The organism is Cellulomonas sp. P1_G12_2 (genome assembly GCF_056405535.1).
The window spans coordinates 1572212-1595534 of record NZ_JBFUBX010000001.1; the positions used below are offsets into that span (position 1 = coordinate 1572212).

Here is a 23323-nt window from a genome sequence, read left to right on the forward strand (position 1 = left end):
CCACATCGTCGTGGGGTCGGCCGCGTTCATCCTGGCACCGTTCTACAACGATGTACATGATGTCCGGAATGTGGATCGCGGACCGGTTCCGCTAGCCGACGCGCCCGGCGATCGCCGTCAGAGCCGCGTCGAGCACGGCTGCTCGGGTCACGGGCGTCCCGGCACCCGCCGAGGGGATGGCGGCCGCGGCCGGCCCGACGGCCGGCGCGTCCGGGGCTGCGTCGGCGGCGGTCGAGAGCAGGCGTGCGGCATCGTCGTCGCCGGTCTGGCGCAGGAGGTCGGCGAGGTTCCGCAGAGTGGCCCACAGGTGCGTCCAGTTGCCCGTCCGCGCGAAGTACCGGATCACGTCGCGGTAGCCGCGCAGCGCGTCCTCGACCCGTCCCTGGTCCGACAGGGCGGTGAGCAGGCCGACGGTCGCGACGCCGACCAGGAAGGTGGCGCCCGAGCCGCGGGCCAGCTCGACGGCGTGGCGGTAGTGGTGTTCCGCCGCATCGGCGTGGTCGGTGGCGTTCTCGATCTCCCCGGCGACGTAGGTGGCCCACGCGCGCTCGGTGGGGGAGACCGCGCCGGCCAGGGCGTCGTCGCGCAGCGAGCGTGCTCGCGCCGGGTCGCCGGAGTAGAGCGCGGCGAGCGCCGCCACGCCCGACGGGTCGGGGCGCGGCGAGAGGTCCGTCGCGGCCCGGGCGTGCTCCATGGCCTCGGCGAAGCTGCCCCGGGCCAGGGCGACGACCGACCACGGGACGTGGCAGTACCAGCGGCCGAGGTCGTCCGTCGCCTGCTCGACACCGGTGCGAGCGAGGGTGGCGGCCCTCTCGAGGTCGCCGCGCTGGTAGGCGGCCTCGGCCGCGGCGCCGAGGACGCCGGAGGCGCGCGGGTGGCCGGTGAGGACCGGGTCGGCAGCCAGCTCCTCGGCCCAGGCGCGGATCTCGAGGAGGTCGCGGTAGGCGATCGCGCCGTACAGGGAGACGACGACGTGGGCGGCCGCGTCCACCGCCCCTCGGCCGCGCGCCAGCTGCCACACCGCACGCAGATTGGCACGCTCGCGGCGCAGCATCGCGTCCGCGTCGGGCTCGTCCTCCCCGGCCAGGCCGGCCTCGATGCTCGTGGCGAGCCGGACGCCCCAGCGCAGCATGCGGTCAGCCGACTCGTCGTCCTCCCCGGCCGCGCCGATCCGGTCGAGACCGAACGCCCGCAGCGTCTCCAGCATCCGGTAGCGCGTCCGCACCTCGAAGTGGGCGTCGACCATCGAGGCGTCGACCAGCCGGGAGAGCATGGCGCCGGGGTCGCCGGGCAGCCCGAGGTCGCCGGCCAGCCACTCCGCGGACTCGAGGTCCAGCCCGTCGACGAACGGCGCGACGTGCCGGAACAGTCGCTGCTCGTCCGGGGTGAGCAGCCGGTAGGACCACTCCACGGTCGAGCGCAGGGTGCGGTGCCGGGCGTCCCCGGAGGGTCGTCCCGAGCCCAGCAGGTCCAGGGAACGGTCCAGGCGGTCGTGGAGGTCGCGCAGCGAGAACGCCGACAGGCGGCTGGCGGCCAGCTCGATGGCGAGGGGTACGCCGTCCAGCCGTCGCACGATGTCGGCCACCAGAGCCAGCTCCGCTGCGGAGCCCGCGGGATCGGCGCGCACCCGGGCCGCCCGCTCGAGGAAGAGGGCGACGGACGCGACGTGCGCGGGGTCGCCGTCTGCCCCCGGCAGCGGGAGGGGAGCGAGGCGCACCGTGTGCTCGCCGGGCAGGCCGAGCGGCTCGCGGCTCGTGGCCAGCGCGGTCAGCCGGGGGCAGGCGGGCAGGACGACGGCGAGCAGGTCCCGCACCGCGTCGAGCAGGTGCTCGCAGTTGTCGACGAGGAGGATCCCGGGCTGGCTGTTGAGCACGGCCGTGCACGCCTCGAGCACGTCGCCCTGCACGACGTCGAGCTGCAGCGCAGCCGCCAGGGCGCTGGGCAGGGCCTCCGGGTCGGTCACCGGGGCAAGGAGCAGGACGGTCACCGCYGGCGCGCGGGTGACGACCTCGAGGGCCACCCGCGTCTTGCCGACGCCACCGGTGCCGACGAGCGTGACCAGGCGCTCGTCGGCCAGCACGCGGTGGAGTGCGGCCACCTCGGCGGCGCGTCCGATGAGCCGGGTCGGCGGTCGCGCGGCGAGCGAGGGACCCGGCGCACGCCCGGGGCCGCCGCCCGCGATCACGCGTTCGAGCTCCCCGACCGCCGGTGAGGGGTCGAGGCCGGTCTCGTCCGCCAGCCGCTGCCGCAGCTCACGGCCGACCTGGAGCGCCTCCGCCGGCCGCGCGACGGCGGCCAGCGTCCGCATGAGCTGCACCGCCGCCGACTCGCGCAACGGGTCCGCGGCATACGTGCTGGTCGCCAGGTCGACGACGTCGGCGGCCCGGCCCGCATCGACCGCGCTCGCCACGAGGGCGTCGGTGACCTCCCGCCGCAACCGTGCGCACTCCTCGATCGACACGGCGACCGGCGCCACGTCCGCGAGGTCGGCCAGGACCGGTCCTCGCCACAGGGCGTGCGCCTCGCGCAGCTGGGCCAGCGCGCCGCCCGGGTCGTGCGTCGACCGGGACCTGGCGCTCGACAGCAGCGAACGCGCGTGCGCGAGGTCGAGCTCGGAGGCGCCGAGCCGGAGCCGGTACGCGCCCGGACTCGTCTCGAGCCTGTCCGCGGCGGGTCCGAGGTGGGCGCGCAGCCGGGAGACGTGGGTCTGGATCGCCTGGCGCGCGGACTCCGGCGGCTCGGTCGGCCACAGGGCGTCGACCAGGAGGTCGGCCGTGATCGCGCGTCCCTCGGCCAGGGCGAGCAGGGCGAGGACTGCTCGGCGCCGGGGCCCTGGCACGTCCACCACGACGCCGTCCACCTGCACCTGGAGGGGGCCGAGCACGTCCACCCGCAACGGCACCGACGGGACCGTCGCGCTCATGGACGCCAGTATGCCCGGCCTGTCAGCGCGGAGACAGGCCGTGACAGCGCGGTGACAGCGGCTCCCGCGAGCCTCGTCCCATCCCGGCGACCGGCCGGGCACAGACGAAGGAGAAGGACAGATGGACCACGACAAGGTGCGGGCTTTCCTCGGCCAGGTCATCACGGACATGGGGGCGACGGGCTCCGCGGGCGCGGTCGTGATCGGCCACCGGCTCGGGCTGTACGGCGCGCTGGCCGACGGCCCCGCGACGGCCGAGGGGTTCGCCGAGCGGACCGGGTACGACCAGCGCTACCTGACCGAGTGGCTGCGCAACCAGGCGGCCGGCGGCTACGTCACGTACGACCCGGCAACCGCGCAGTTCTCGCTCACCGAGGAGCAGGCGTACTGCCTCGCAGACCCCGACGGCCCGAACGTGTCGGCTGCGTTCGTCGCCGGGGTCGGGTACCTGCGCGCCGAGCCGCAGCTCACCGAGGCGTTCCGCACGGGCGCCGGTGTCGGCTGGCACGAGCACCACGAGGACGTGTTCGTCGGCTGCGACGCGTTCTACCGCCCCGGCTACGTGGCCGAGCTGATCCCGACGTGGATCCCGGCGCTCGAGGGCGTCGAGCAGAAGCTGGTCGACGGCGGACGCGTCGCCGACATCGGCTGCGGGCTCGGCTCGACGTCGGTGCTCATGGCGCAGGCGTTCCCGCGGACCCGGGTGCTCGGGTCCGACTACCACCGGGAGTCCGTCGAGCTCGCGCGCAAGAAGGCGGCCGAGGCCGGGGTGACCGGTCGCGTCGGCTTCGAGGTGGCGACCGCGCAGGACTTCAGCGGCTCCGGGTACGACCTCGTGACGACGTTCGACGCCCTGCACGACATGGGCGACCCCGTCGCCGCCGCCCGGCGGGTGCGGTCCGCGCTCGCGGAGGACGGCACGTGGCTGGTGGTGGAGCCCGCCGCGTCCGACGCGCTGGAGGAGAACCTCCACCCGGTCGGTCGGCTGTACTACGCCGGGTCGCTGTTCCTGTGCGTGCCGAACAGCCTCTCGCAGCCCGGTGGCTACGCGCTGGGTGCGCAGGCGGGGGAGACCGCGATCCGGGAGATCGCCGCGGCGGCGGGGTTCACCCGCTTCCGTCGGGCCGCGACGAGCGCGCTGAACGTCGCGTACGAGATCCGGCCGTGACACCGGGGGGATCGTGGGGCCGTCCTCACTCGAGGAGCGGCACCGCGATCCCCTCGCCCCGGCGCAGCAGGCTCGCGCGCACGACCGCCTGCGTGCCGAAGCGCAGGGCGACGGCGTCCACGGCCTCGTCGAGCCCGCCGTGGTCGGGGTGGTCCAGCGGCAGCGCGAGCTGCACGAACTCGTCGGACGAGAGGCCCGTCAGCGCGACGCCGACCAGCGTGATCCCGCGCTCGCGGATCAGCGGACCGGCGGCGTCCAGGAGGCCGAGGGCCGCGGCCGCGATGTCCTCCGAGGAGTCCGTGCCGGTGGCGAACGAGCGCGAGCRCGTGGCCTTCGTGTAGTCCTCGAAACGCAGCCGGAGCACCACCGTCCGCGCGATCCGGTCCGCCTTGCGCATCCGCCGGCACACCCGGTCGACGAGCCCGAGCAGGGCCGCCCGGACGAACGTGGGATCGTGCGGACCGTGCCCGATCGCGCGCTGCGCCCCGATCGACCCGCGCGACTGGCCCACCACCACGCGCGCCGGGGTCAGACCGTGCACCACCGCGTACAGGTGGGCACCGGCGGCCGGGCCGAGCGTGCCGGTGAGCACCGAGCGCGGGAGCGCGGCGACGTCGCCGGCGGTGAACAGCCCGTACGCGTGCAGCTTCGCGGCGGTCACCGCACCGACGCCCCAGAGCAGCTCGACGGGCAACGGGTGCAGGAAGGAGTCCTCGTCGGCCGGGAGCACCAGCAGCAGCCCGTCCGGCTTGGCCACCCGCGACGCCACCTTGGCCAGGAACGGCGTCCGTGCCACCCCGACGGTGATGGGGAGCCCGACGACGTCGCGGACCTGGGCGCGCAGCCGTGCCCCGATGTCCACCGGTGCGACGTCGATCCGGTGCAGGCCGGCGACGTCGAGGAACGCCTCGTCGATGGAGACGCCCTGGACCATCGGGGTCGTCTGCCGGAAGAGCTCGAACACGGCCTTGCTCGCCTCGACGTACGCGTCGAACCGCGGCCGCACGATGATGAGGTCCGGGCACAGCGCGCGCGCCTGCCGACCGCCCATCGCGGTCTTCACGCCGCGGCGCTTGGCCTCGTACGAGCAGGCCAGAACCACCCCGCCGCCGACCGCGATCGGGCGGTTGCGCAGGCGGGGGTCGTCGCGCTGCTCGACGGACGCGTAGAACGCGTCGAGGTCGGCATGCAGGATCGTGGAGCGCACGAACACATGTTCGAACGTACCTCTGACACTAGGGTGCCGTCATGCACCGGATCATGCTCCGGGAGGTCATCATCGACGCTCCCTCGAAGGACGTCGACGCGGTCACGGCGTTCTGGTCGGGCGCCCTCGCCGCGACGCCCCACCCGGTCCCGGACGAGCCCTTCGTCGGGCTCCGGGACGCCGCCTCGCTGCCGCACGTGGCGACCCAGGACATCGGGGACGACCCGACGCCGCGCTACCACCTCGACATCGAGACGGACGACCTCGAGGCCGAGATCGCGCGGTTGGAGGGGCTCGGCGCCACCCTGCGCACGCGCTACGACGACTACGCCGTCATGGCGGACCCGGTCGGCCTGGTGTTCTGCCTGCTGCCGCCGGTCTCCGAGGAGTTCGAGACGCGCTCGAAGACCGTGTGACGCGACGGGTCAGTCGTAGAACGGGGGGAGGAGGTCCGAGGCGTCGTCCGTGCGGTCGACCACGACGGTCCCGCACTCCTTCGTCTGCTCACGTTCTGCTGCCAGTCGCCACCACGGTGCGTTCACGCTCCCGATCGTCCACCTGCCGGTGTCTCGACAGGTGGGACGAAGGGCCCCCCGTCACTCCCAGACGTACGCCGGCCGCAGCTCCGCGACGCTCCCGGGCCCGGCGAACTGCGCGGCGACCTCCTCCGCGCGCTCGCGGGACGCGCAGTCGACGAGGAAGAACCCCGCCAGGTGCTCCTGCGTCTCCGCGTAGGGCCCCTCGCTCGCCAGCGAGCTACCGCTGCGCCAGCGGTAGACCGTGGCGGACCCGGGGTCGGCCAGGGCCTCCGCGGTGACCAGCTCGGCGCTGGCGGAGAGCTCGCCGAGCAGGGAGTCGAACTGCCGGTCGGCCGCCTCGTGCTCGGCGACGGGCAGCGCGCGGCCCTCGTCGGTGAACCGGGACGTCGGGTGCGCCCACGGCTTGGGGTTCGAGTGGATGAGGATGAGGTACTTCACGGGGTGCCTCCTGGGGTTGCGGGGTGCTGTCGGGGGGTTGACGCGCGGGGCCTCACGTTCTCGACACGTCCTCGTCGAGTCCGTCGTGCAGATCGCCGCACTCGACCTCGACGACGCCGTGCCGCACCAGGTAGCCGCGGGCGCCGCGATCGCCGCGCAGGGTGGCCGCGAGGGGCAGCCAGTGGTCGGCGGCGATGACCACCGGATGTCCGGGCCTGCCCTGGTAGACGGCTTGCCTGAGCTCCCCGTCGGCGGCCAGCAGCCGACGGACCACGTCGACCGGGGTGCCCGGCAGGTCGACCAGGGTCACGACGGCCGCGTCGCCGGTGGCGTGAGCGAGCCCGGTGCGCAGCGACTCCGCGAGGCCGTCCGCCCAGCGTTCGGCGACGACCACGATGACCCGCTCGTCGTCGGGCACGAGTGCCCGCGCCTCGTGTGCCGCCGCGCCGAGGACCACCACGACGTGGTCGCAGCCTCCGTCGAGCAGCAGGTGGGTGGCGTCGGCGAGCCAGGGGACCACCAGGGCCTTGGGGCCGCCACGCCGCGTGCCCGCGCCCGCGGCGAGCACGATCCCGCAGAGGCTTGCGTGGGTGGGAGGCACGTCCCGTACGGTGCCAGTGCGCGAGTGCGGAGCGCTACCGGAGGGCGGCTTGGATGATCGACGACGGACCTGACACCCGCGAGCGGCTCGCCACCGCGCTGCACGTCGCCCGGTGGGTCGACGAGGTCGCGTCGGGCTGCCCGTACCCCTCGGTCGACGCGCTCGTCGGGGTCGGTGACCTCGCGGCTCGCTCGTTGAGCCCGGCCGAGGTCGACGAGGCGCTCGGCGCCCACCCCCGCATCGGGGAGAGGTCGACCGGGCTCTCCGCAACCGAGCAGGCCGCGTCCACCACCGACGACCCCGCACTCGTCGCCGCGATGGCCGACGGCAACCGTGCCTACGAGGAGCGGTTCGGTCGCATCTTCCTGATCCGCGCCGCCGGTCGCAGCCGGCCCGAGATCCTGGCCGAGCTCCACCGACGGCTCCAGCTCACCGACGGCGCCGAGTCCGCCGAGGTCGCCGACCAGCTCCGCCAGATCGCGCTCCTGCGCCTGCGCACCCTGTTCGCGTCATGAGCCAGCTGACGACGCACGTCCTGGACACTGCGCTCGGGCGGCCCGCGGCGGGGGTGCCGGTCCGTCTCTCGGCGTTCGACGCCGGGCAGTGGACGGACCTGGCCTCGGGGGTCACCGACGACGACGGGCGCGCCCGATCCCTGGGGCCTGATCACGTCGCGCCCGGGCGGTACCGGTTCACGTTCGACACCGCTGCGTACTTCGCGGCGACCGGGCAGGTGGGGTTCCACCCGGAGGTGGTGGTGGTGTTCGACGTGGTGGATGGCGGGCATTATCACGTGCCGCTGCTGTTGAGCCCGTTCGCGTACTCGACGTACCGGGGGAGCTAGGGCGGGCAGCCGAGCGGCCCGAGGTCAGTACTCGATGCGCGCGCCGCGGGCCAGCCAGGCGTCCATGGGCTCGGACGCGTTGGGAACCCGGTGGTTGTCGACGGGCATCGGCCAGGTGTCGCGGTGGCTGGCGAACAGCTCGTAGAAGGCCCGGTCATCGAATCCTGCACGCGCGGCGTCGGTCCTGTCGGCGGCGAAGACGACCCGGTCGACCCGGGCCCAGAGGCAGGCGGCGATGCACAGGGGGCACGGCTCGCACGAGGAGTAGACCGTGGCGCCCGCGAGTGAGAAGTTCTCGATCGCTCGGCACGCCGCACGGATCGCCTGGACCTCGGCGTGCGCGGTGGGGTCGTTGTCGCGTGTGACGCGGTTCTGGCCGACCGCGATCACCTCGCCGTCGCGCACGACGACCGCGCCGAACGGACCGCCGCCGTCGGCCACGTTGGCGGTCGCGAGGGCGACCGCCTGGGACAGCCAGCTCTCGTCGTCGGGGCTCATGCGCCACCTCCCAGGGTCGCGGTGGGACGGTTGGTGCGCGTCACGGTGCGCCCACCGAACGGATCCATGCATCGCCCGCATCGGGGGCGCCCTCGCGCACGACCACCGCCTCGATCAGGCCGTACGGCCGGTCGGCGGCGAAGAAGACCTCGCCCGGGTTCGGGAGCCCGAACGGGCTCAGGTCGGCCAGGAAGTGGTGCTTGTTGGGTGCGGCGATGCGGACCTCCACCACCTGGGCGACGGTGTGGAGCACCGCCTCGCCCATCTGCCAGAGGGTCTGCTGCAGGGCGAGCGAGTGCTCCGACGCGAACGTCGAGAGGATCACGGAACGGACGGCGGCGTAGGTCGCGTCGAAGTCGAGGTCGGTGCTCGCGTAGCGCCACTGCACGGTCAGCGACGTGGCCAGCACGCGGTCGTCGGCGTCGACGAGCGTCGTGAACTCGTCGCGCAGGAACCCCCGGAACTCCGACGCCGTCGACTTCAGCACCGTGAGGTCGCGCAGGCCGGCGATGACGGTCGCGCCGGCGTCGTCGGTGGTGACGGACGCCGTCCGCACCTCCTGCCCGCTGCGGACCCACGTGTGGTCGTGCTCGGCGCCGTCCACCACGGCGCGCACCCAGGCGTACTCCTCGACGTCCACCCGAGCACCGGAGACGGGAGCGACGTGGTCGACGAAGTGCCGCGCGAGCAGCGTCGCGAACTGCTCCGGCGAGTCGATCCCGTGCGTCTTGGCGAAGACGAACGACATGTTCTTCTGCGTGTCCGTGGGCAGCACCGCCGACTGGTCGCCGTCGAGGTAGGCGGCCGCGAAGTCGCCGCGCAGGGCCGTCGAGACGTTCAGGTCGCGGATCTCGTGGCGCGGCGAGTCGCGCTCGATCCGCACCACGCGCGTCTCGGCCTTGCCGTACTGGTGGGCGTGTAGTCGGGCGGTCATTGCCGCAGTGTGCCTGGGTGATGTGACACGCGCGTTTCCTCCTCCCGGGACGCCGGTGAGGACGAGGTGCCCCGCGCAGTCGACGGTACTCGCGGCCGTTCGACGGCGGTCTAGGACGTGTCTCCCAACTCGTCCAGATAGGCACTCCGGCTTGCTCGACGGCTTGGGATGCTTCGATGATGCGCGCTCGACTACCAACCCGTGGAGGTACCACCGCGTGACCGATCCCGCAGACTTCTACACCGGCCTTGTCGTTCAGGCCTACTCGGCACTGAAGGCTCAGACCTTCGATCCCGCCCGGTACGCCGCGTTCGTACGGGCGCACGGCCAGCCAGGTCTGGAAGTTGGGTGCGGCGCCGGTCAGCCACTGCTCGACCTGGTCAACGAGGGGCTCGACGTCGACGGCGTCGACTCCTCGCGGGACATGATCGACCAAGCGCGGGCGGCGGCCCGGCAGCAGGGACTGGACGTCAGGCTCTCCGTGGCGCGGATGGAAGAGATGGACCTCGACCGGCAGTACCGGTCGATATACCTGGCCGGCCCGACCTTCCAGCTGCTCCCCGATGACAAGGTGGCGCTGCGCGCGCTCCAGGTCTTCGGTCGCCACCTTGCGCCGGACGGCACGGTCATGGTTCCCCTGTGGGTTGCAGGGCCCACGCCCGTCGAACAGCTCGGGACAGCCCGCGAAGCCTTCGACGACACCGGCGCCGTCCTTCGCTACACACCGGTGTCCGAGGACTACGACCTGCCAACTCGTACCCGACGGACCGCAGTGACCTACGAGCGGATCCCCACCACCGGTCCGCCGGAGCGAGTCGACCGTGAATGGGTGATCCACTGGCAGACCAGGCGCACCATCACCGAGCTCGCGTCGGAGGCTGGCTTAACCGTTCGGAATATCGAGCCACCGAGGGCCTTTGCCGAAGGCGAGCCCGGTGAGGAGTTCACCGCCTTCCTGGCGCACGCATAGCAGCGGCCAGACCGGACGTGGTCGAGCCGAACGGGTCACCGGCGGCGGGTCGAGGCCGCGAGCCCCCGTGACTTCGGCCTCGAGCTCGCTGCTGCTGTCGTGGTGTCTCGTCGCGCAGCGCTCAGTGATGCCCAGTGGGAGCAGATCGCGCCTCTACTCCCGTCCATTGACGGCCGGCAGGGCCGCCCGTTCGTGATCACCGTCAGCTCCTAGAGGGGATCGTCTACCGGTATCGAACCGGGGTCGCGTGGCGCGATCTGCCGGCTGAGTTCGGGCCATGGCAAACGGTCTGGAAGCGTCACCGGCGGTTCAGCATCGATGGGACCTGGGACTCAGTCTTGACCCGGCTGCTTGCGCAGGCCGATGCAGCCGGTCAGATCGACTGGTCGGTGAGCATCGACTCCACGATCAACCGCACCCATCAACACGCCGCGACCCTGCCCCGCACCACGGGGGCCCAGGCGAATCACATGAATCAGAGACTCGAGCCGCCTGACCATGCGATCGGCCGCTCCCGGGCCGGGCTATCCACCAAGGTCCACCACGCCGTCGACGGCATGGGCCGCCCGCTGGTGGTGCTCGTCGGGCCGGGGCAGGGCGACGACGCTCCGATGTGCCTGCCGGTCTTGAACGCGATCCGGGTCCCGCGCCTGGGGCCGGGCCGACCGCGGACCCGCCCCGACTCGGTGCTCGCAGACAAGGCCTACTCCTCACGGGCGAGCCGCGCCGAAGTCCGCCGTCGCGGAATCATCGCGGTGATCCCAGAGCCCTGCGACCAGCAGGGAAATCGCAAGCCCCGCGGCTCACGCGGCGGCCGGCCGGTCACCTACGACGCCCTCGCCTACCGCGGCCGCAACGTCGTCGAACGGTCGTTCAACGCCCTGAAGCACTGGCGCGGTCTGGCGACCCGCTACGACAAACTCGCCACCGTCTACCGCGGCGGCGCAGTCATTGCGGCCATCCTTGCCTGGCTGCGCGCACCTTTCGGAGACACGTCCTAGGCTCGTCGCACCCTGCGAGCGCACCCGCGAGCGCCCTGAGTCCGGGAGGTGACGGCCGTGCTCGAGATCGCAGACCGCCTGCTGGCCACGCTGAGTGCCGGCCACCGGGTCGCGGTCGCCACGGTCGTGTCGATGACGGGCAGCGCCCCGACGGTCGTCGGGACATCGATGGCGGTGGACGACACGGGCGCGGCCGTGGGGAGCGTCGCCGGCGGGTGCGTCGAGGGCGCGCTGTACGAGCTCTGTACCTCCGTGCTCGATGGTGGCGCGCCCGGGCTCCAGGAGTTCGGCGTGACCGACGAGGACGCGTTCGCCGTCGGTCTGACCTGCGGCGGGGTGCTCCGCGTGCACGCCCGCCTGGTCGGTCCCGAGGACGTGCCGCTGCTGGCTGCGGCGGCGCGCGGGGACGACGCCGTCATGGCGACCGCCCTCGACGGGCCGCTGCCCGATCGGCTGCCGCACGTCGAGCGGTCGGGCCTCGTGCGGGTCATGGGTCCCGACGGCGGCGTCGAGGTGTTCGTCGAGGTCGCGTCGGCCCCGCCGCGGATGGTCGTCTACGGAGCGCTCGAGTTCTCCGCCGCGCTCGCCGTCGTGGCCCGGGCCGCGGGCTACCGCGTGACGGTGTGCGACGCCCGCGCGGTGCTGGCCACCCCGCGGCGCCACCCGGCTGCCGACGAGGTGATCGTCGACTGGCCCGTCCGGCACCTCGCGCAGCAGAGTCTCGGCGGTCGCGACGTGGTCTGCGTGATGGCGCACGACGACCGGTTCGACGCCGACCTGGTGCTCGCCGCGCTGCGGTCCGGCGCCGGCTACGTGGGCGCGATGGGGTCGCGGCGGACGCAGGACCGGCGGCTGGCGGAGCTGGTGGAGCGGGGCGTCACCGACGACGAGCTCAGCCGGCTGCGCGCGCCGATCGGGCTGGATGTCGGTGCGTCGACGCCGGGCGAGACCGCGGTGTCGGTGCTCGCGGAGGTGCTGGCGTCGCGCGCGGGAGCCACGGGCCTTCCGCTGACCGACCTGGCCGGCCCGATCCACCGCCCCCGAGCACCGCACTCCTGACCGGAACGTCCGCGGATTCGGTCGTCCGGACGCGCGGACGTGCGGACGGACAGGGTCCTCCACCGCGAGGGTCAGTGCTGCAGGAGGCGCCAGAGGCGGTCGGCGGACATGGGGAGCTCGTGCGGGCGGATGCCCAGGGCGTCGTGGATGGCGTTGGCGAGGGCGGGGGCGACCGGGTTGTACGGGGCCTCGCTCATGGACTTGGCGCCCAGGGGTCCGAGGTCGTCGCTGGTCTGCGCGAAGAGGACCTCGGTGCGGGGCAGGTCGACCATCTGCGGCACGTGGTAGCTGCGGAACGAGGCGGTGGTCACGCGGCCCTCGGTGTCGAGCCGCATCTCCTCGTACAGCGCCGTGCCGATCGCCTGGCCGGTGCCGCCCTCGACCTGACCGCGCAGCTGCTCGGGGTGCAGGACCGTGCCGGCGTCGACCGCCTGAACCGAGCGCAGGATGGTCACCTCGCCCGTCGACGGGTCGACGGCGACCCGGAAGCCGTGCACGTTGAACGCGACCGACCGGGGCGTGCCGTCGTGGCTGCCCTGGCCCGTGAGCCCGGGGACGGCCCGCGCGATCTCGGTCAGCGACACGCCGCTCGCCGAGTCCGGGGCGAGGTCCTTCGAGTCCCAGGTGCGGGGCTCGTCGCTGGGGTGGTCGCGCAGCGCGGCCGCCGCGGACAGGATCTTGGCGCGCAGCTGCAGCGCCGCGCGGTGCAGGGCGAGCCCGGCGACGACGACGCCGGCGGACCCGAAGGCGCCGGTGTCGTACCCGGCCACGTCGGTGTCGGACTGTGCGATGACGATGCGGTCGACGGTGGTGCCGAGCGCCTGCGCGACCAGCTGGCCGTGCACGGTCGTGGTGCCGTTGCCGAACTCGGTGGTGCCGATGCTCGCCTGGTACCGGCCGTCGTCGAGCAGCCGGACCGTCGCCTCGGCGTAGTGCCCGCGCGGCGCGATGGTCGCGATCATGGCGACGGCCATCCCCGAGCCGACGAGCGTGCCGGGCGGCGCGGGAAGGTCCGCCGACCGGTCGGCCAGCGCCGCCTGCACCAGGTCGAGGCACTGGTCCATGCCGTACGAGTGCATGTCCAGGTCGCCCTTCTCCTCGGCGTCGACCACCAGCAGGCGGTCCCCGGGGACGACGACGTTGCGGCGCCGCAGCTCGAACGCGTCGATGCCGACGGACCGCGCGAGATCGTCCATGGCCGACTCGATCGCGAAGATGATCTGTCCCAGGCCGTACCCGCGGAACGCTCCTGACGGCACTGTGTGGGTGTAGACGGACTCGGCGTCGACCCGCTTGTTCGCGCACCGGTACACGGCCATCGACTCGGAGACGCCGTGGAACATCACGCCCGGTCCGTGGTTGCCGTACGCGCCGGTGTTGTTCAGCACGTCGATGCGCATGGCGGTCAGCACGCCGTCGGCATCCGCACCGAGCTCCACCTCGACGCGGACCGGGTGCCGGGTGGGCACGATGGTGAACTCGTCGGCGCGGCTCATCTCGTACTGGACCGCGCGGCCGGTGCGCAGGACCGCGAGCGTGACGACGTCCTCCGTGAGCAGCTCCTGCTTGCCGCCGAACCCGCCGCCGACGCGACCCGTGAGCACCCGGACGCGCGCGGGATCGAGGTCGAAGATGTGCGCGATCTCGTCGCGGACCAGGTACGGCACCTGCGTGCTGGTGCGCAGGACGAGCCGGCCGTCCTCGTCGAGCCAGCCGCGGGTCGCGTGCGTCTCCATGGCCGTGTGCGACACGCGGCTGGTGCGGAAGGTGCCGCTCACGCGGTGCGCCGACGACGCCAGCGCGGCGCTCACGGACCCCATCTCGGCGTGCAGCTGCGCGACGACGTTGCGTCCCGGCTCGGAGATCCGCGACTCGGGCCCCTTGTCGCCGTGGACCAGGGGCGCGCCCGGCTCCCGCGCGGCCGCCGGGTCGACGACCGCGGGGAGGACCTCGTACTCGACCTCGATCAGGGCCAGCGCCCGCGATGCCTCCCGCAGGGACTCGGCCACCACGACGGCCACCCGCTGGCCGTGGAACCGGAGCACGGGGTCGAGCACGCGGGTGTCGTCGGGGTCGTCGAGGCGGGACTCGTGCCGGGCGGTCGAGAAGAGCGTCGCGGGGGAGTCCTCGTGGGTCAGCACGGCGAGGACGCCGGGCGCGCGCAGGGCGGCGGAGGCGTCGATGGACACGATCCGGGCGTGCGCGTGCGGGCTGCCCAGCACGGCGAGGTGCGCCAGGTCGGTGGCCGGCACGTCGAGGGTGAACGGTTCGCGGCCGGTGACGATCCGGTGCGCCGCGGGGGAGCGCACCGAGCGGCCGGCGTCCTGACCGGCCAGCGGGTCCACGGTGTTGCACCGGCGGGCCACGGCGTCGCAGATCGAGCGGTAGCCGGTGCAGCGGCAGAGGTTGCCCTTGAGCAGCCGCGCGGTCTCCTCGTCGTCCGTCCTGAGGTCCAGCCCGGCGACCGTCGTGACCAGGCCGGCCGTGCAGAACCCGCACTGGAACGCGGCGGCGTCCACGAACGCCTGGCCGACCGATGGATCCAGCCCGGACACCGTGGTCACGGCGCGACCCTCCGCCCGGTACGCGGGGACCAGGCAGGAGTGGGTGGGCCTGCCGTCCAGCAGGACCGTGCAGGCGCCGCAGTCGCCCGAGTCGCAGCCCTTCTTCACCTCGACGTGCCCCTGCTCGCGCAGCAGGGTCCGCAGCACCTGACCGGGGGCCGGCTCCGCCTCGACGGGTGCGCCGTTCACCTCGAACCTCATGCGAGCTCCTCCCGGATCTGCTCGGCCAGCCGGAGCGTCATCGCCCGACGCCAGTCCGGGGCGCCGTGCGGGTCGTCGTACCAGTCGTCGACCTGCTCGATCGCGGCGCGGAGCTCGTCGGCCCCCGGCAGACCCGGGAACGCGAGCCGGTGGGGATGCGTCACGCCCGCGGTGAGCGTCACGACGAGGCCCCCGTCGGGCTCGCGGCGCCCGACGACGATCGCCCCGGAGCGCCCGTGCCTGGTCAGCGCGACGCGGCGGAACGCGGTCGGCTGCGCGAGGACCTCCGCGGGGACCGTCACCGCGCGGAGCACCTCACCGGGTCCCAGCGTCGTGGTCCGCACCCCCGTGACGAACGACGCGACGGGCTCCCGACGCTCCCCGCCGTCCGGCGTCCACACCACCGCTGTGGCGTCGAGCGCCACGGTGAGCGACGTCATCGCGCCCGCCGGGAGCGCCACGCAGAGGTTCCCGCCGACCGTGGCCCAGTCCCAGATCTTCTCCGACGCCACCAGCGACCGGGCGCACCGCGCGACCAGGTGCTGCGAGCGCCATCCCGGCACCGGGGGCAGGTCCACGAGAGTCCGGATGGTGCAGGTGGCAGCGAGCACGAGCCCGGAGGAGGACACCTCGACGGCCGGCCAGCCGAGGGTCGTGAGGTCGACCAGCTCCTCGAGGTGCGGCTGCAGCTCGGAGAACAGCCACGTGCCGCCGGCCAGGGGCGCGCTGCGGGGGCCGAGCGCGAGCTCGGTCCGGTCGTGCGCCGCTCGGATGCGGTCCAGCGAGGTCAGGTCCATGGTCTGCCGAGTGAACCGTATACAGGTGTCCGGCGTGTGACGTAGCCCTTAGCGTCGGACGCATGCACCTGCGCCAACCGACCGTGGACTGCGCCGACCCCCGCGAGCTCGCCGAGTTCTACCGACGCCTCCTGCGCTGGGAGTGGGCGCCGGGACACGAGGAGCCGGACCCCGAGGGTGACGAGTACCTCCTGATCGTCGACCCCGCGCGGCCGGTCCGGATCGGGTTCCAGCGCTCGGACGCCACCGTCCCGGCGTGGCGTGCTGGCGCGATCGTGCACCTGGACCTCGAGGTCACCGACCTCGCCGTCGGCCACGAGGAGGCGGTGCGGCTCGGCGCGCGGCCGCTCACCGGCACGCCCGAGGAGGAGGGGCACCCGGAGGACCCGTTCCGCGTCTACGCGGACCCCTCCGGGCACCCTTTCTGCCTGTGCCTGGACCGCTGAGCCGCTACACCGCGGGCTGGAACGGCTGCAGCTCCTCGCGTCCGTCCTCGATGACGAGGCAGCTGCTCTCCGGCACCTCGTGCCACGCGCCCTTGAGGTCACCCAGCGGCTCGGAGACGACGATCCGGGTCGTGTCCGCGAGGCGGTGCAGCACCGGGTTCTCCGGGTACTGCTGCCGCAGCACCGCGACGTCGGTGTTCCGGAAGAGAGAACGGCTCTGGCCCTCCGTGGAGTACCGGAACGCCCAGACCCGGGTCCCGTCGCTGGTGGCGACCGTCATCTGCACCGGGAACGCGATGCCGTGCGTCCGGCCGACCTCCTCGACCAGCCCGACCGCACGGGCGACCGCGGTGGGCGGGTCGTCCTCGAGGCCGAACGTGAGCGCGAGGTAGAAGAGGACCTCGGAGTCGGTCGACCCCTCGACGAGGGGGAACAGCTCGGGGTCGATGGCCAGCACGAGGTCGCGCTTCATGGCGGAGAACCCGGCGAGCAGCCCGTTGTGCATCCAGAGCCACTTCCCGTGCCGGAAGGGGTGGCAGTTGGTCTGCTGCACGGCGGTCCCGCTGGTCGCGCGGATGTGTGCGAGCACCACCCCGGCGCGGACGTGCTCGGCCAGCTCGCGCAGGTTCCGGTCGCTCCACGCCGGCTCGATGCTGCGGAACACCCCCGGCGTGGGCGCGTGCTCGTCGTACCAGCCGACGCCGAACCCGTCGCCGTTGGTGGCCTCCGCGCCGAGCCGGCTGTGCAGGCTCTGCACCACGAGCGAGTTGGTCGGCTTGTAGATCAGGTCGTCCAGGAGCACGGGCGACCCGGTGTAGGCGAGCCAGCGACACATCTCGGCCTCCTTGCCCGTGCGGCTGTCCACCAAGCACACCACCTGCGGTCCCGGATGTCTGCACCCGGGACCGCAGCTGGTGTCAGTACGACTCGGTGGACCGGGCGCAGGTGACGCGCGGGTTCCAGTCCTGGAACATGCCGAGCGGGTTGGACCGGAACAGCCACGCGTGCAGCTCGTAGAACGCGGGCAGCCCGTAGCGGTTGCCCGCGGGGACCAGCTCGAACGTCCGGCCGAACAGCCGCGGCGGGGAGGTGTGCGTGGCGTCCCAGTCGGCCTGGAGGACCACGTACTCGGCGGCCACCAGACGCAACCCGCCGCGACGGTTCGGCTCGTACACGAGGGCCTCGGGCGTGGTCGCCCGGACGGTCCCGTCGCCGACGAGGTCGCCGTCGACGAGGTGGACCCCCATCCCACCCACGCCCGGGTTGTCGATGCACTGGATGCCGGCGGCGTCGCTGAGCACGCCGTACCCGGCGGCCTTCGCGACGTCGACCCGGTGGAACGGGCCGATCGCGTGCCGGGCGTGCGCGAGCGTCGGGTGCCCGGGATCGTGGCCGTGGTCCCCGCCGAACCCGAAGCCGGACCCGACGAGCGCGACCGCGGCGAGCGCAGCCATCACGGGAGTGACCATGGTGACCACCCTCAGACGTAGAAGTAGGGGTCGAGGACCCGGACCTGCGTGATCCGGTCGACCGGGAGCGAGTTGCGCACGGCGACCGCGCGGATCGCCTCGGGGTTCGGCCCGTCGTAGACGCAGAAGGACTTGGCCCTGTCGTCGCTGACGTAGGAGTGGACCCAGGTGACCCCGTCCTCGGCGTTGGTGTCGACCACGGTCAGGCAGGTCGCCGCCCCGCCAGGGTCGGTGGGGATGTGCAGGCCGGTCGGGAAGGTGCGTTCGACGATGTAGCGCGGCATCTCAGTGCCCTCTCATTCGGGGTGGTTGATGCCGTCGACGCTACGAATGCCGCCCGGACGCGGGCATCGGCAGGACTGCCCACGTTGCGCGGGCACGCTGCCTAGGTCGTGAGGCCGAGCCGGCGCGCCTCGGCGCTCGCCTGGGTGCGGGTCTGCACGGACAGCTTGCGCAGGATGGACCCCAGGTGGTGGTCGACCGTGCGGCGGGAGACGAACAGGCGCTCGCCGATCTCCGCGTTGCGCAGGCCGTCGCCGACCAGCGTCAGCACCTCGAGCTCGCGGTCGGTGAGGAGCGCCGGGTTGGCCCGCGTCGTGGCGCGGTGTCCGCGGGGGATGCCCCGCACGCCGCGGTCCCGCAGCCGCTGGGCCACGATCGCGGCCGCGGGCCGGGCTCCCAGGCCCTGCAGCAGGTCGACGGCGCGGCGCAGCGGGTCGACCTCGTCGGCGTCGGCCAGCGCCAGGGCCTCCTCGTAGGGGCACCCGCGCTCCGCCCACGCCTGGGCGTCCGACCCGACGTGGTCGCCGGCCGCCCGGCGCCTCCAGGTGCCCAGCTGGTCGACGAACGACTGCGCACCCCGGTCGACGGCGATCGGCAGCGCCGCGTCGACGGCGGCGACCACGGCGTCCGGCCGGCCCTCGAGCCACGCCGCCTCGGCCCGCGCGAGCGCGACCTGCCCGAGCCGGGAGAGCTCGCCCGTCGGTGCGGCGAGCGCCCACGCCTCCTCGAGAGGCTCCCGATGACCGGGGTCGCCCCGCCGCGCACGCACGAGCCCGAGGACGACGAGCGCGACGATGCGGGGCGTCGTCGAGGTCCGCCGGATCCCGATGACCTCCTGGGCGGCGTCGGCGGCCTCGGACCACCGACCCTCGTCGAGCGCCAGGCGCGCGCCGTAGGCCATCAGGTAGAGCCGGTCGAGCTCGATCCCGCGATCGCTGCAGAACGCGGTGCCCTCGTCGAGGTACCGGCGCGCGAGCGTGCGCTGCCGCGTCTCCACGGCGCCCCCGGCGAGCAGCACGTAGGTGCGGCCGACGAGCACCGGTCGGTCGGTGCCCCGTGCACCCTCGAGGCTGGCAAGCAGCGCGGCCCCGCCGTCGGCAGCGATGCCGACCCGCCCGAGCGTCGCGAGCGTGTGCATCGCGATCGGTCTGTCGCCGAGGTCGTCGGCGAGCTGGCCCCCCCGTTGCGCCCACTCGACCGTCTCCGGGCGGGCGTCACCCAGGCACACCGCCGCGAGGTTCGCGTAGGCCGCCGCCAGCTCGCGGCCCGGCGGCACCGACTCGAGCAGGGTGACCGCCTCGCGCGCCGCGCTCTGGGCCTCCGCGGTGCGTCCCGGGCACCAGAGAAACTCGGACAGCCGCCGCAGGACGTCTCCGCGGACGGTCACGTCCTCGCAGACCAGGAGCGCGTCCTGCAGCGCGGCGATCCCGTCGTCGTACTGGTCGGTGACGTAGCAGGACTCGGCCTGCCGAACCCGCAGCCGCACGCGCTCCGCGGCGGGCAGCCCGGCGCCGTACCGGAGCGTGCGGGCGTACTGCGCCGCGGCCTCGCGGTGGGCGCCCAGCTGTGCGGCGTCCTGCGCGGCGGCGGGTGCGTACCGCAGGACGGCGTCGGCGTCCCCTGCCGCGTCGGCGTGGTGCGCGAGGAGGGCCAGGTCCGGCGTCCGCTCCGCGAGCTCGGCCAGCGCGAGGCGGTGGAGCTCGGCGCGCCGGTGGGGCGGGATCGCCTCCTCGACGGCCAGCCGGGCCAGCTCGTGCCGGAACGCGACCGCGCGTCCCCGCGGCACGAGCATGCCCGAGGCGAGCGCCTCGTCGAGCACGTCCACCGACCCGGGGACCAGCGCGGCGAGCAGGGCCAGGTCGGCCTGCGGCGGGACGACCGCCACGGCGTCGAGGAGCAGCCGCGCCTCCGGGCCCAGCCGGGACGCGCGCGCCAGCACGACCTCCCGGACGGTGTCGGGGATGTCGTCGGTGCCGGCGGCCAGCGTCTCGACGACGAAGAATGGGTTGCCCGCCGTCCTGCGGTAGAGCTCGTCGGGGTCGACCCCCGCGGAGCGGGCGAGCGCGGCGACGGCGTCCCGGGACAGCGGTGCGAGCGTCACCCGGCGCATCGACCGGTGCGTCGCCAGCTCCCCGACGAGCGTGTGCAGCGCGTGGTCCCGGTCCAGCTGGTCGTCGCGGTAGGTGCCCACCACCAGGGCCGGGGCGTCCGCGATCTTCCGGGCCAGCAACCGCACGACGTCGAGCGTCGCCTCGTCCGCCCAGTGCAGGTCCTCGAGCACGAGGACCGTGACGTCCGCCGAGCGGAGGTCGCGCAGGAGCGTCTGCACGAGGTCGTGCGGTGTCGGGTGCGCCGAGACGGCCTCCGCCAGCTCGCCGCCGGCCGCCTCGGCGACGTCGAGCAGCGGACCCAGCGGGCGGGGCGTGAACAGCGGGTCGCACGCGCCCGCGAGGACCCGCGCACCGCTGCGCGCGCAGAGCTCTCGCACCAGGGTCGTCTTGCCCGCGCCGGCCTCGCCGCGGACCAGGACCACCGCGCCGCGCGAGGTGGTCCGGACGCCGTCGAGCAGGCCGGTGAGCAGCGCCAGCTCGTCGTCACGCTCGAGCAGGGCACCCCGGACGACGTCGACCGGTGTCGCGGGTCGGTCCACGACCCTCATCGTCCGCCGGGCACCACCGGCGGTCAACGCGCGTCACCAGGGCGGTGTCGGGAGGCGTTCGTCGTACGTGCCGCCCGGTCCGCACCCGCCCACGTAGTTGTCGGGCATCCGCGGGTACACCTCGATCCAGTACCGGCGGGCCAGGGCTTGAGCCTCCTGCGGCGACGCCCCGAGCGCCTCGGCCATCGCGGCGTCGCGCTGCACGGCGGCGCACTCGGCGTGGGCCTCGTCGGTGATCCCGACCATGTGCATGGTCTCGTGGGTGACCACGTGCACGGCGATGACCTGGTCCAGCGACGGGCTCGCCTTGGTCGAGCCCAGCCACGCGCGCAGGTTCCCGCAGGCGCCGAACTTGATGAGCGTCGATCGCTCGGGGACGCCGTCCGGTCCCCAGGCGACGAAGCCGAGCTCGGGGCCGACGTCGACGAACGCCTGCCCGAGGCTCTGGCAGTTGACCTGCACCGACTCGCCGGCGATCTCGCCGGCGGCCTCCTCGAGCTGGTGCTCGACCCGGGCCTCGACGAGCATCGGGATCCCGAAGCACAACGCCAGGCCGAGCGAGAGGCCCACGCTGATCCGGGGGAAGGGCGCGATCCGCCCGAGGGAGTCGACGCGTCGGTTCATCCAGCGCACGACGATGCTCGCCGTCAGGGCGAGGAATCCGATCAAGCCGAGGGCGAGGAGCACACCTCAGTCATCGGTCGGCGAGGCCCCGACCATGACGTGCGACGCGTCGAGGACCTCGAGGATGCGACCCATCACGCGGTCGAGGTCCGCGATGTCGGTCGCGGTGAGGGGGTCGATCACGGTGGCCAGGACGGTACCGACGTGCCCGGGCGCGGCGGCCTCGACCGTGGTCCAGCCGGCGGGGGTGAGGATCGCGTTCGTCGCCCTGCGGTCCTCGGCGCACGCCTCGCGCCGCACCAGCCCGCGCTTCTCCAGCCGGGTGACCACGTGGGACAGGCGTGCGAGGGTGGCGTTGGTCTGCGCGGCGAGCGACGTCATCCGCAGCGTGCGCTCCGGTGCCTCGGAGAGCATCGCGAGCGTGAAGTACTCGAAGTGGCTCAGGCCGGAGTCGCGCTGCAGCTGGGACTCCAGCGTGCCCGGCAGCAGCTCGACCACGGCGATGAGCTTCTTCCAGGCGCACAGCTGCTCCGGGGTGAGCCAGCGCGGTTCCGTCATGCGAGACATGCTAGCAAAAACTTGACGCGACAACTATTAGAGGTACAGTAGTTGTAGCAACAACCAATCAAGGAGGACACCATGAGCACGGTCACCGTCATCGGAGCAGGCAACATGGGCTCGGCCATCGCGTGGCGGGTCATCGCCGGCGGCAACGAGGCGCAGGTGCTGACCCGGGAGCCGGTCAAGGTCGCCATCCCCGGCGCGAAGCACGGCACCGTCGGTGACCCGATCGCGGGCGACATCGTCGTTCTGGCCCTGCCGTACGGCGCCGTGCCCGAGGTGCTCGGCCAGTACGAGGGCCAGCTGGACGGCAAGGTGCTCGTGGACCTGACCAACCCCCTCGACTTCGCGACCTTCGACTCCCTCGTCGTGCCGGTGGGCAGCTCCGCCGCCGAGGTCATCGCGCAGAGCGTGCCGGCCGCGTCGGTGCTCAAGGCGTTCAACACCACGTTCGCGGCGACGCTCAGCACGGGTGAGGTGGGTTCCGAGCGCACCTCCGTCCTCATCGCGGGCGACGACACGAACGCCAAGGAGGCCCTCGCTGCGGTCGTCGAGGCCGGCGGCCTGCGCGCCGTCGACGCCGGCTCCCTCAAGCGCGCCCACGAGCTCGAGGCCCTCGGGTTCCTGCAGCTGACCCTCGCCGCGGCGGAGAAGACGTCGTGGACCGGCGGGTTCGGGCTGACGGCATGACCGAGATCCTCGACGCCCGCACCGACGTCGGGGCCGTCACCCTCAAGGTGGGCGACCTCGACGGGATGACGGACTACTACTCGCGCGGCATCGGCCTGACGGTCCTGGAGGCCGAGGGTGACCGCGTCACCCTCGGCAGGCTGGGAGTCCCGGCCGTCGTGCTCGAGCACACACCGCTGCTCAAGCACGCCCCCTCGACGGCCGCGGGGCTCTTCCATACCGCGATCCTGTTCGACGAGCAGAGCTCTCTCGCGTCCTCGGTGTACTCGGTCGCGCAGCACTTCCCGTCCTCGTTCACGGGCAGCTCGGACCACCTGGTGTCCAAGGCGCTCTACTTCGACGACCCCGAGGGCAACGGCGTGGAGCTCTACTGGGACCGGCCGCGCGAGCAGTGGGGCTGGAAGAACGGCCGCGTCGCGATGGCCACGAACTACCTGGACCCGAACGGGTTCCTGCGCGAGAACCTCACCGACCCCGACGCGCTCGACGGCGCCGCCGCGGTGGGGCACGTGCACCTCAAGGTCGGCGACATCGCCACCGCCCAGCAGTTCTACGTGGACACGGTCGGCTTCGAGGTGACCGCGGAGTACGGCACCCAGGCACTGTTCGTGTCGGCCGGCGGCTACCACCACCACCTGGCGATGAACACGTGGCAGAGCCGCGGCGCGCAGGGCCGGTGGCCGGCGCTCGGACTGGGCGAGGTCACCATCGAGCTGCCCACCGACGACGAGCGCGGCGCGCTGGGCGCCCGGCTGGCCGGCCGGGGGATCGCCACGCGCGACGACGGCCGGGTGCTCGCGTTCGAGGACCCGTGGAACAACGAGATCCGCGTGGTGGTCGCGGGCTGA

The 23323-nt window shown here is 73.5% G+C and carries 24 protein-coding genes; 10 read left to right on the plus strand and 14 right to left on the minus strand.

Annotated features, from left to right (window positions below; all coding sequences use genetic code 11):
• Window positions 1-91: 91 nt before the first annotated feature.
• Window positions 92-2923 (minus strand): AfsR/SARP family transcriptional regulator, encoded by a 2832-nt coding sequence (locus AC1DXT_RS07385; protein ID WP_477060677.1) that lies wholly within the window; start codon window positions 2921-2923, stop codon window positions 92-94.
• A gap of 121 nt (window positions 2924-3044) precedes the next feature.
• Between AC1DXT_RS07385 and AC1DXT_RS07390 the strand changes: the two genes are divergently transcribed.
• Window positions 3045-4091, plus strand: coding sequence for a class I SAM-dependent methyltransferase (locus tag AC1DXT_RS07390; protein WP_477060678.1), 1047 nt, complete (start codon window positions 3045-3047; stop codon window positions 4089-4091).
• 25 nt (window positions 4092-4116) lie between these two features.
• Here the strand turns inward: AC1DXT_RS07390 and dinB are convergent, their stop codons facing one another.
• Complete coding sequence (gene dinB, locus AC1DXT_RS07395; RefSeq protein WP_477060679.1) at window positions 4117-5298, minus strand: DNA polymerase IV; 1182 nt, start codon at window positions 5296-5298, stop codon at window positions 4117-4119.
• Window positions 5299-5339: 41 nt separating this feature from the next.
• Here dinB and AC1DXT_RS07400 point away from each other — a divergent pair, with 41 nt between their 5' ends.
• Window positions 5340-5714 carry a VOC family protein gene (locus AC1DXT_RS07400; protein WP_477060680.1) on the plus strand — a complete coding sequence of 125 codons (375 nt, stop codon included), beginning with the start codon at window positions 5340-5342 and terminating at the stop codon, window positions 5712-5714.
• A 180-nt stretch (window positions 5715-5894) separates the two neighbouring features.
• Here AC1DXT_RS07400 and AC1DXT_RS07405 read toward each other — a convergent pair whose 3' ends face one another.
• Window positions 5895-6275 (minus strand): YciI family protein, encoded by a 381-nt coding sequence (locus tag AC1DXT_RS07405; RefSeq protein ID WP_477060681.1) that lies wholly within the window; start codon window positions 6273-6275, stop codon window positions 5895-5897.
• Between the two features lie 52 nt (window positions 6276-6327).
• Window positions 6328-6876, minus strand: coding sequence for a nucleotidyltransferase family protein (locus tag AC1DXT_RS07410; protein ID WP_477060682.1), 549 nt, complete (start codon window positions 6874-6876; stop codon window positions 6328-6330).
• 53 nt (window positions 6877-6929) lie between these two features.
• Here AC1DXT_RS07410 and AC1DXT_RS07415 point away from each other — a divergent pair, with 53 nt between their 5' ends.
• Both AC1DXT_RS07415 and uraH read left to right on the plus strand, forming a co-directional pair.
• Entirely contained in the window at window positions 6930-7391 is a 462-nt protein-coding gene (locus AC1DXT_RS07415) for a 2-oxo-4-hydroxy-4-carboxy-5-ureidoimidazoline decarboxylase (protein ID WP_477060683.1), read from the plus strand.
• Entirely contained in the window at window positions 7388-7720 is a 333-nt protein-coding gene (gene uraH / locus AC1DXT_RS07420) for a hydroxyisourate hydrolase (RefSeq protein WP_477060684.1), read from the plus strand. Before AC1DXT_RS07415 ends, uraH begins: the two co-directional genes overlap by 4 nt.
• A gap of 24 nt (window positions 7721-7744) precedes the next feature.
• Here the strand turns inward: uraH and AC1DXT_RS07425 are convergent, their stop codons facing one another.
• On the minus strand, window positions 7745-8218 hold the full coding sequence (locus tag AC1DXT_RS07425) for a nucleoside deaminase (protein ID WP_477060685.1): 474 nt from the start codon (window positions 8216-8218) through the stop codon (window positions 7745-7747).
• A gap of 40 nt (window positions 8219-8258) precedes the next feature.
• Window positions 8259-9152, minus strand: a complete 894-nt coding sequence (gene pucL, locus AC1DXT_RS07430) for a factor-independent urate hydroxylase (protein WP_477060686.1) — start codon at window positions 9150-9152, stop codon at window positions 8259-8261.
• Window positions 9153-9369: 217 nt separating this feature from the next.
• Here pucL and AC1DXT_RS07435 point away from each other — a divergent pair, with 217 nt between their 5' ends.
• The 3 genes from AC1DXT_RS07435 to AC1DXT_RS07445 all read left to right on the plus strand — a co-directional run bounded on the left by AC1DXT_RS07435 (window position 9370) and on the right by AC1DXT_RS07445 (window position 12182).
• Window positions 9370-10122 (plus strand): class I SAM-dependent methyltransferase, encoded by a 753-nt coding sequence (locus tag AC1DXT_RS07435; protein WP_477060687.1) that lies wholly within the window; start codon window positions 9370-9372, stop codon window positions 10120-10122.
• Between the two features lie 102 nt (window positions 10123-10224).
• Window positions 10225-11123, plus strand: a protein-coding gene (locus AC1DXT_RS07440) for an IS5 family transposase (RefSeq protein ID WP_477060827.1) whose coding sequence is annotated in 2 segments (ribosomal slippage) — window positions 10225-10315 and window positions 10315-11123 — 900 coding nt in all. Because the reading frame shifts where the segments join, the coding sequence is not laid out codon by codon here.
• 57 nt (window positions 11124-11180) lie between these two features.
• The gene (locus AC1DXT_RS07445) at window positions 11181-12182 is read left to right on the plus strand and encodes an XdhC family protein (RefSeq protein WP_477060688.1); all 1002 of its coding nucleotides are present in this window, start codon (window positions 11181-11183) and stop codon (window positions 12180-12182) included.
• A 71-nt stretch (window positions 12183-12253) separates the two neighbouring features.
• On the opposite strand, the gene AC1DXT_RS07450 is transcribed toward AC1DXT_RS07445, so the two are convergent.
• Both AC1DXT_RS07450 and AC1DXT_RS07455 read right to left on the minus strand, forming a co-directional pair.
• Window positions 12254-14947, minus strand: coding sequence for a molybdopterin-dependent oxidoreductase (locus AC1DXT_RS07450; protein ID WP_477060689.1), 2694 nt, complete (start codon window positions 14945-14947; stop codon window positions 12254-12256).
• Window positions 14944-15744, minus strand: a complete 801-nt coding sequence (locus AC1DXT_RS07455; RefSeq protein WP_477060690.1) for an FAD binding domain-containing protein — start codon at window positions 15742-15744, stop codon at window positions 14944-14946. The genes AC1DXT_RS07450 and AC1DXT_RS07455 overlap by 4 nt, the downstream gene beginning before the upstream one ends.
• 62 nt (window positions 15745-15806) lie before the next feature.
• Between AC1DXT_RS07455 and AC1DXT_RS07460 the strand changes: the two genes are divergently transcribed.
• Window positions 15807-16190 carry a VOC family protein gene (locus AC1DXT_RS07460; RefSeq protein WP_477060691.1) on the plus strand — a complete coding sequence of 128 codons (384 nt, stop codon included), beginning with the start codon at window positions 15807-15809 and terminating at the stop codon, window positions 16188-16190.
• A gap of 4 nt (window positions 16191-16194) precedes the next feature.
• Here the strand turns inward: AC1DXT_RS07460 and AC1DXT_RS07465 are convergent, their stop codons facing one another.
• From AC1DXT_RS07465 to AC1DXT_RS07490, 6 genes are all read right to left on the minus strand, one after another.
• Window positions 16195-17025 (minus strand): class II glutamine amidotransferase, encoded by an 831-nt coding sequence (locus AC1DXT_RS07465; protein ID WP_477060828.1) that lies wholly within the window; start codon window positions 17023-17025, stop codon window positions 16195-16197.
• An 82-nt stretch (window positions 17026-17107) separates the two neighbouring features.
• Window positions 17108-17659 carry a hypothetical protein gene (locus AC1DXT_RS07470; RefSeq protein ID WP_477060692.1) on the minus strand — a complete coding sequence of 184 codons (552 nt, stop codon included), beginning with the start codon at window positions 17657-17659 and terminating at the stop codon, window positions 17108-17110.
• 11 nt (window positions 17660-17670) lie between these two features.
• Window positions 17671-17943 (minus strand): DUF4242 domain-containing protein, encoded by a 273-nt coding sequence (locus AC1DXT_RS07475; RefSeq protein WP_477060693.1) that lies wholly within the window; start codon window positions 17941-17943, stop codon window positions 17671-17673.
• Between the two features lie 101 nt (window positions 17944-18044).
• A complete protein-coding gene (locus tag AC1DXT_RS07480) occupies window positions 18045-20591 on the minus strand; it encodes an ATP-binding protein (protein ID WP_477060694.1) in 2547 nt (848 codons plus the stop codon).
• Window positions 20592-20633: 42 nt separating this feature from the next.
• Window positions 20634-21287 (minus strand): hypothetical protein, encoded by a 654-nt coding sequence (locus AC1DXT_RS07485; RefSeq protein WP_477060695.1) that lies wholly within the window; start codon window positions 21285-21287, stop codon window positions 20634-20636.
• A gap of 3 nt (window positions 21288-21290) precedes the next feature.
• Window positions 21291-21782, minus strand: a complete 492-nt coding sequence (locus AC1DXT_RS07490) for a MarR family winged helix-turn-helix transcriptional regulator (protein WP_477060696.1) — start codon at window positions 21780-21782, stop codon at window positions 21291-21293.
• Between the two features lie 81 nt (window positions 21783-21863).
• Between AC1DXT_RS07490 and AC1DXT_RS07495 the strand changes: the two genes are divergently transcribed.
• Complete coding sequence (locus AC1DXT_RS07495; RefSeq protein WP_477060697.1) at window positions 21864-22475, plus strand: NADPH-dependent F420 reductase; 612 nt, start codon at window positions 21864-21866, stop codon at window positions 22473-22475.
• Window positions 22472-23323, plus strand: a complete 852-nt coding sequence (locus AC1DXT_RS07500; protein ID WP_477060698.1) for a VOC family protein — start codon at window positions 22472-22474, stop codon at window positions 23321-23323. Before AC1DXT_RS07495 ends, AC1DXT_RS07500 begins: the two co-directional genes overlap by 4 nt.

Bases quoted from the DNA above. Each gene is read 5' to 3' on its own strand.
- AC1DXT_RS07500 (WP_477060698.1), top strand. From the start codon at position 22,472: ATGACCGAGATCCTCGACGCCCGCACCGACGTCGGGGCCGTCACCCTC.
- AC1DXT_RS07455 (WP_477060690.1), bottom strand. From the start codon at position 15,744: ATGGACCTGACCTCGCTGGACCGCATCCGAGCGGCGCACGACCGGACC.
- AC1DXT_RS07390 (WP_477060678.1), top strand. From the start codon at position 3,045: ATGGACCACGACAAGGTGCGGGCTTTCCTCGGCCAGGTCATCACGGAC.
- AC1DXT_RS07460 (WP_477060691.1), top strand. From the start codon at position 15,807: ATGCACCTGCGCCAACCGACCGTGGACTGCGCCGACCCCCGCGAGCTC.
- AC1DXT_RS07490 (WP_477060696.1), bottom strand. From the start codon at position 21,782: ATGACGGAACCGCGCTGGCTCACCCCGGAGCAGCTGTGCGCCTGGAAG.
- AC1DXT_RS07465 (WP_477060828.1), bottom strand. From the start codon at position 17,025: ATGTGTCGCTGGCTCGCCTACACCGGGTCGCCCGTGCTCCTGGACGAC.
- pucL (WP_477060686.1), bottom strand. From the start codon at position 9,152: ATGACCGCCCGACTACACGCCCACCAGTACGGCAAGGCCGAGACGCGC.
- AC1DXT_RS07400 (WP_477060680.1), top strand. From the start codon at position 5,340: ATGCACCGGATCATGCTCCGGGAGGTCATCATCGACGCTCCCTCGAAG.
- AC1DXT_RS07495 (WP_477060697.1), top strand. From the start codon at position 21,864: ATGAGCACGGTCACCGTCATCGGAGCAGGCAACATGGGCTCGGCCATC.
- uraH (WP_477060684.1), top strand. From the start codon at position 7,388: ATGAGCCAGCTGACGACGCACGTCCTGGACACTGCGCTCGGGCGGCCC.
- AC1DXT_RS07475 (WP_477060693.1), bottom strand. From the start codon at position 17,943: ATGCCGCGCTACATCGTCGAACGCACCTTCCCGACCGGCCTGCACATC.
- AC1DXT_RS07470 (WP_477060692.1), bottom strand. From the start codon at position 17,659: ATGGTCACTCCCGTGATGGCTGCGCTCGCCGCGGTCGCGCTCGTCGGG.
- AC1DXT_RS07425 (WP_477060685.1), bottom strand. From the start codon at position 8,218: ATGAGCCCCGACGACGAGAGCTGGCTGTCCCAGGCGGTCGCCCTCGCG.
- AC1DXT_RS07415 (WP_477060683.1), top strand. From the start codon at position 6,930: ATGATCGACGACGGACCTGACACCCGCGAGCGGCTCGCCACCGCGCTG.
- AC1DXT_RS07450 (WP_477060689.1), bottom strand. From the start codon at position 14,947: ATGAGGTTCGAGGTGAACGGCGCACCCGTCGAGGCGGAGCCGGCCCCC.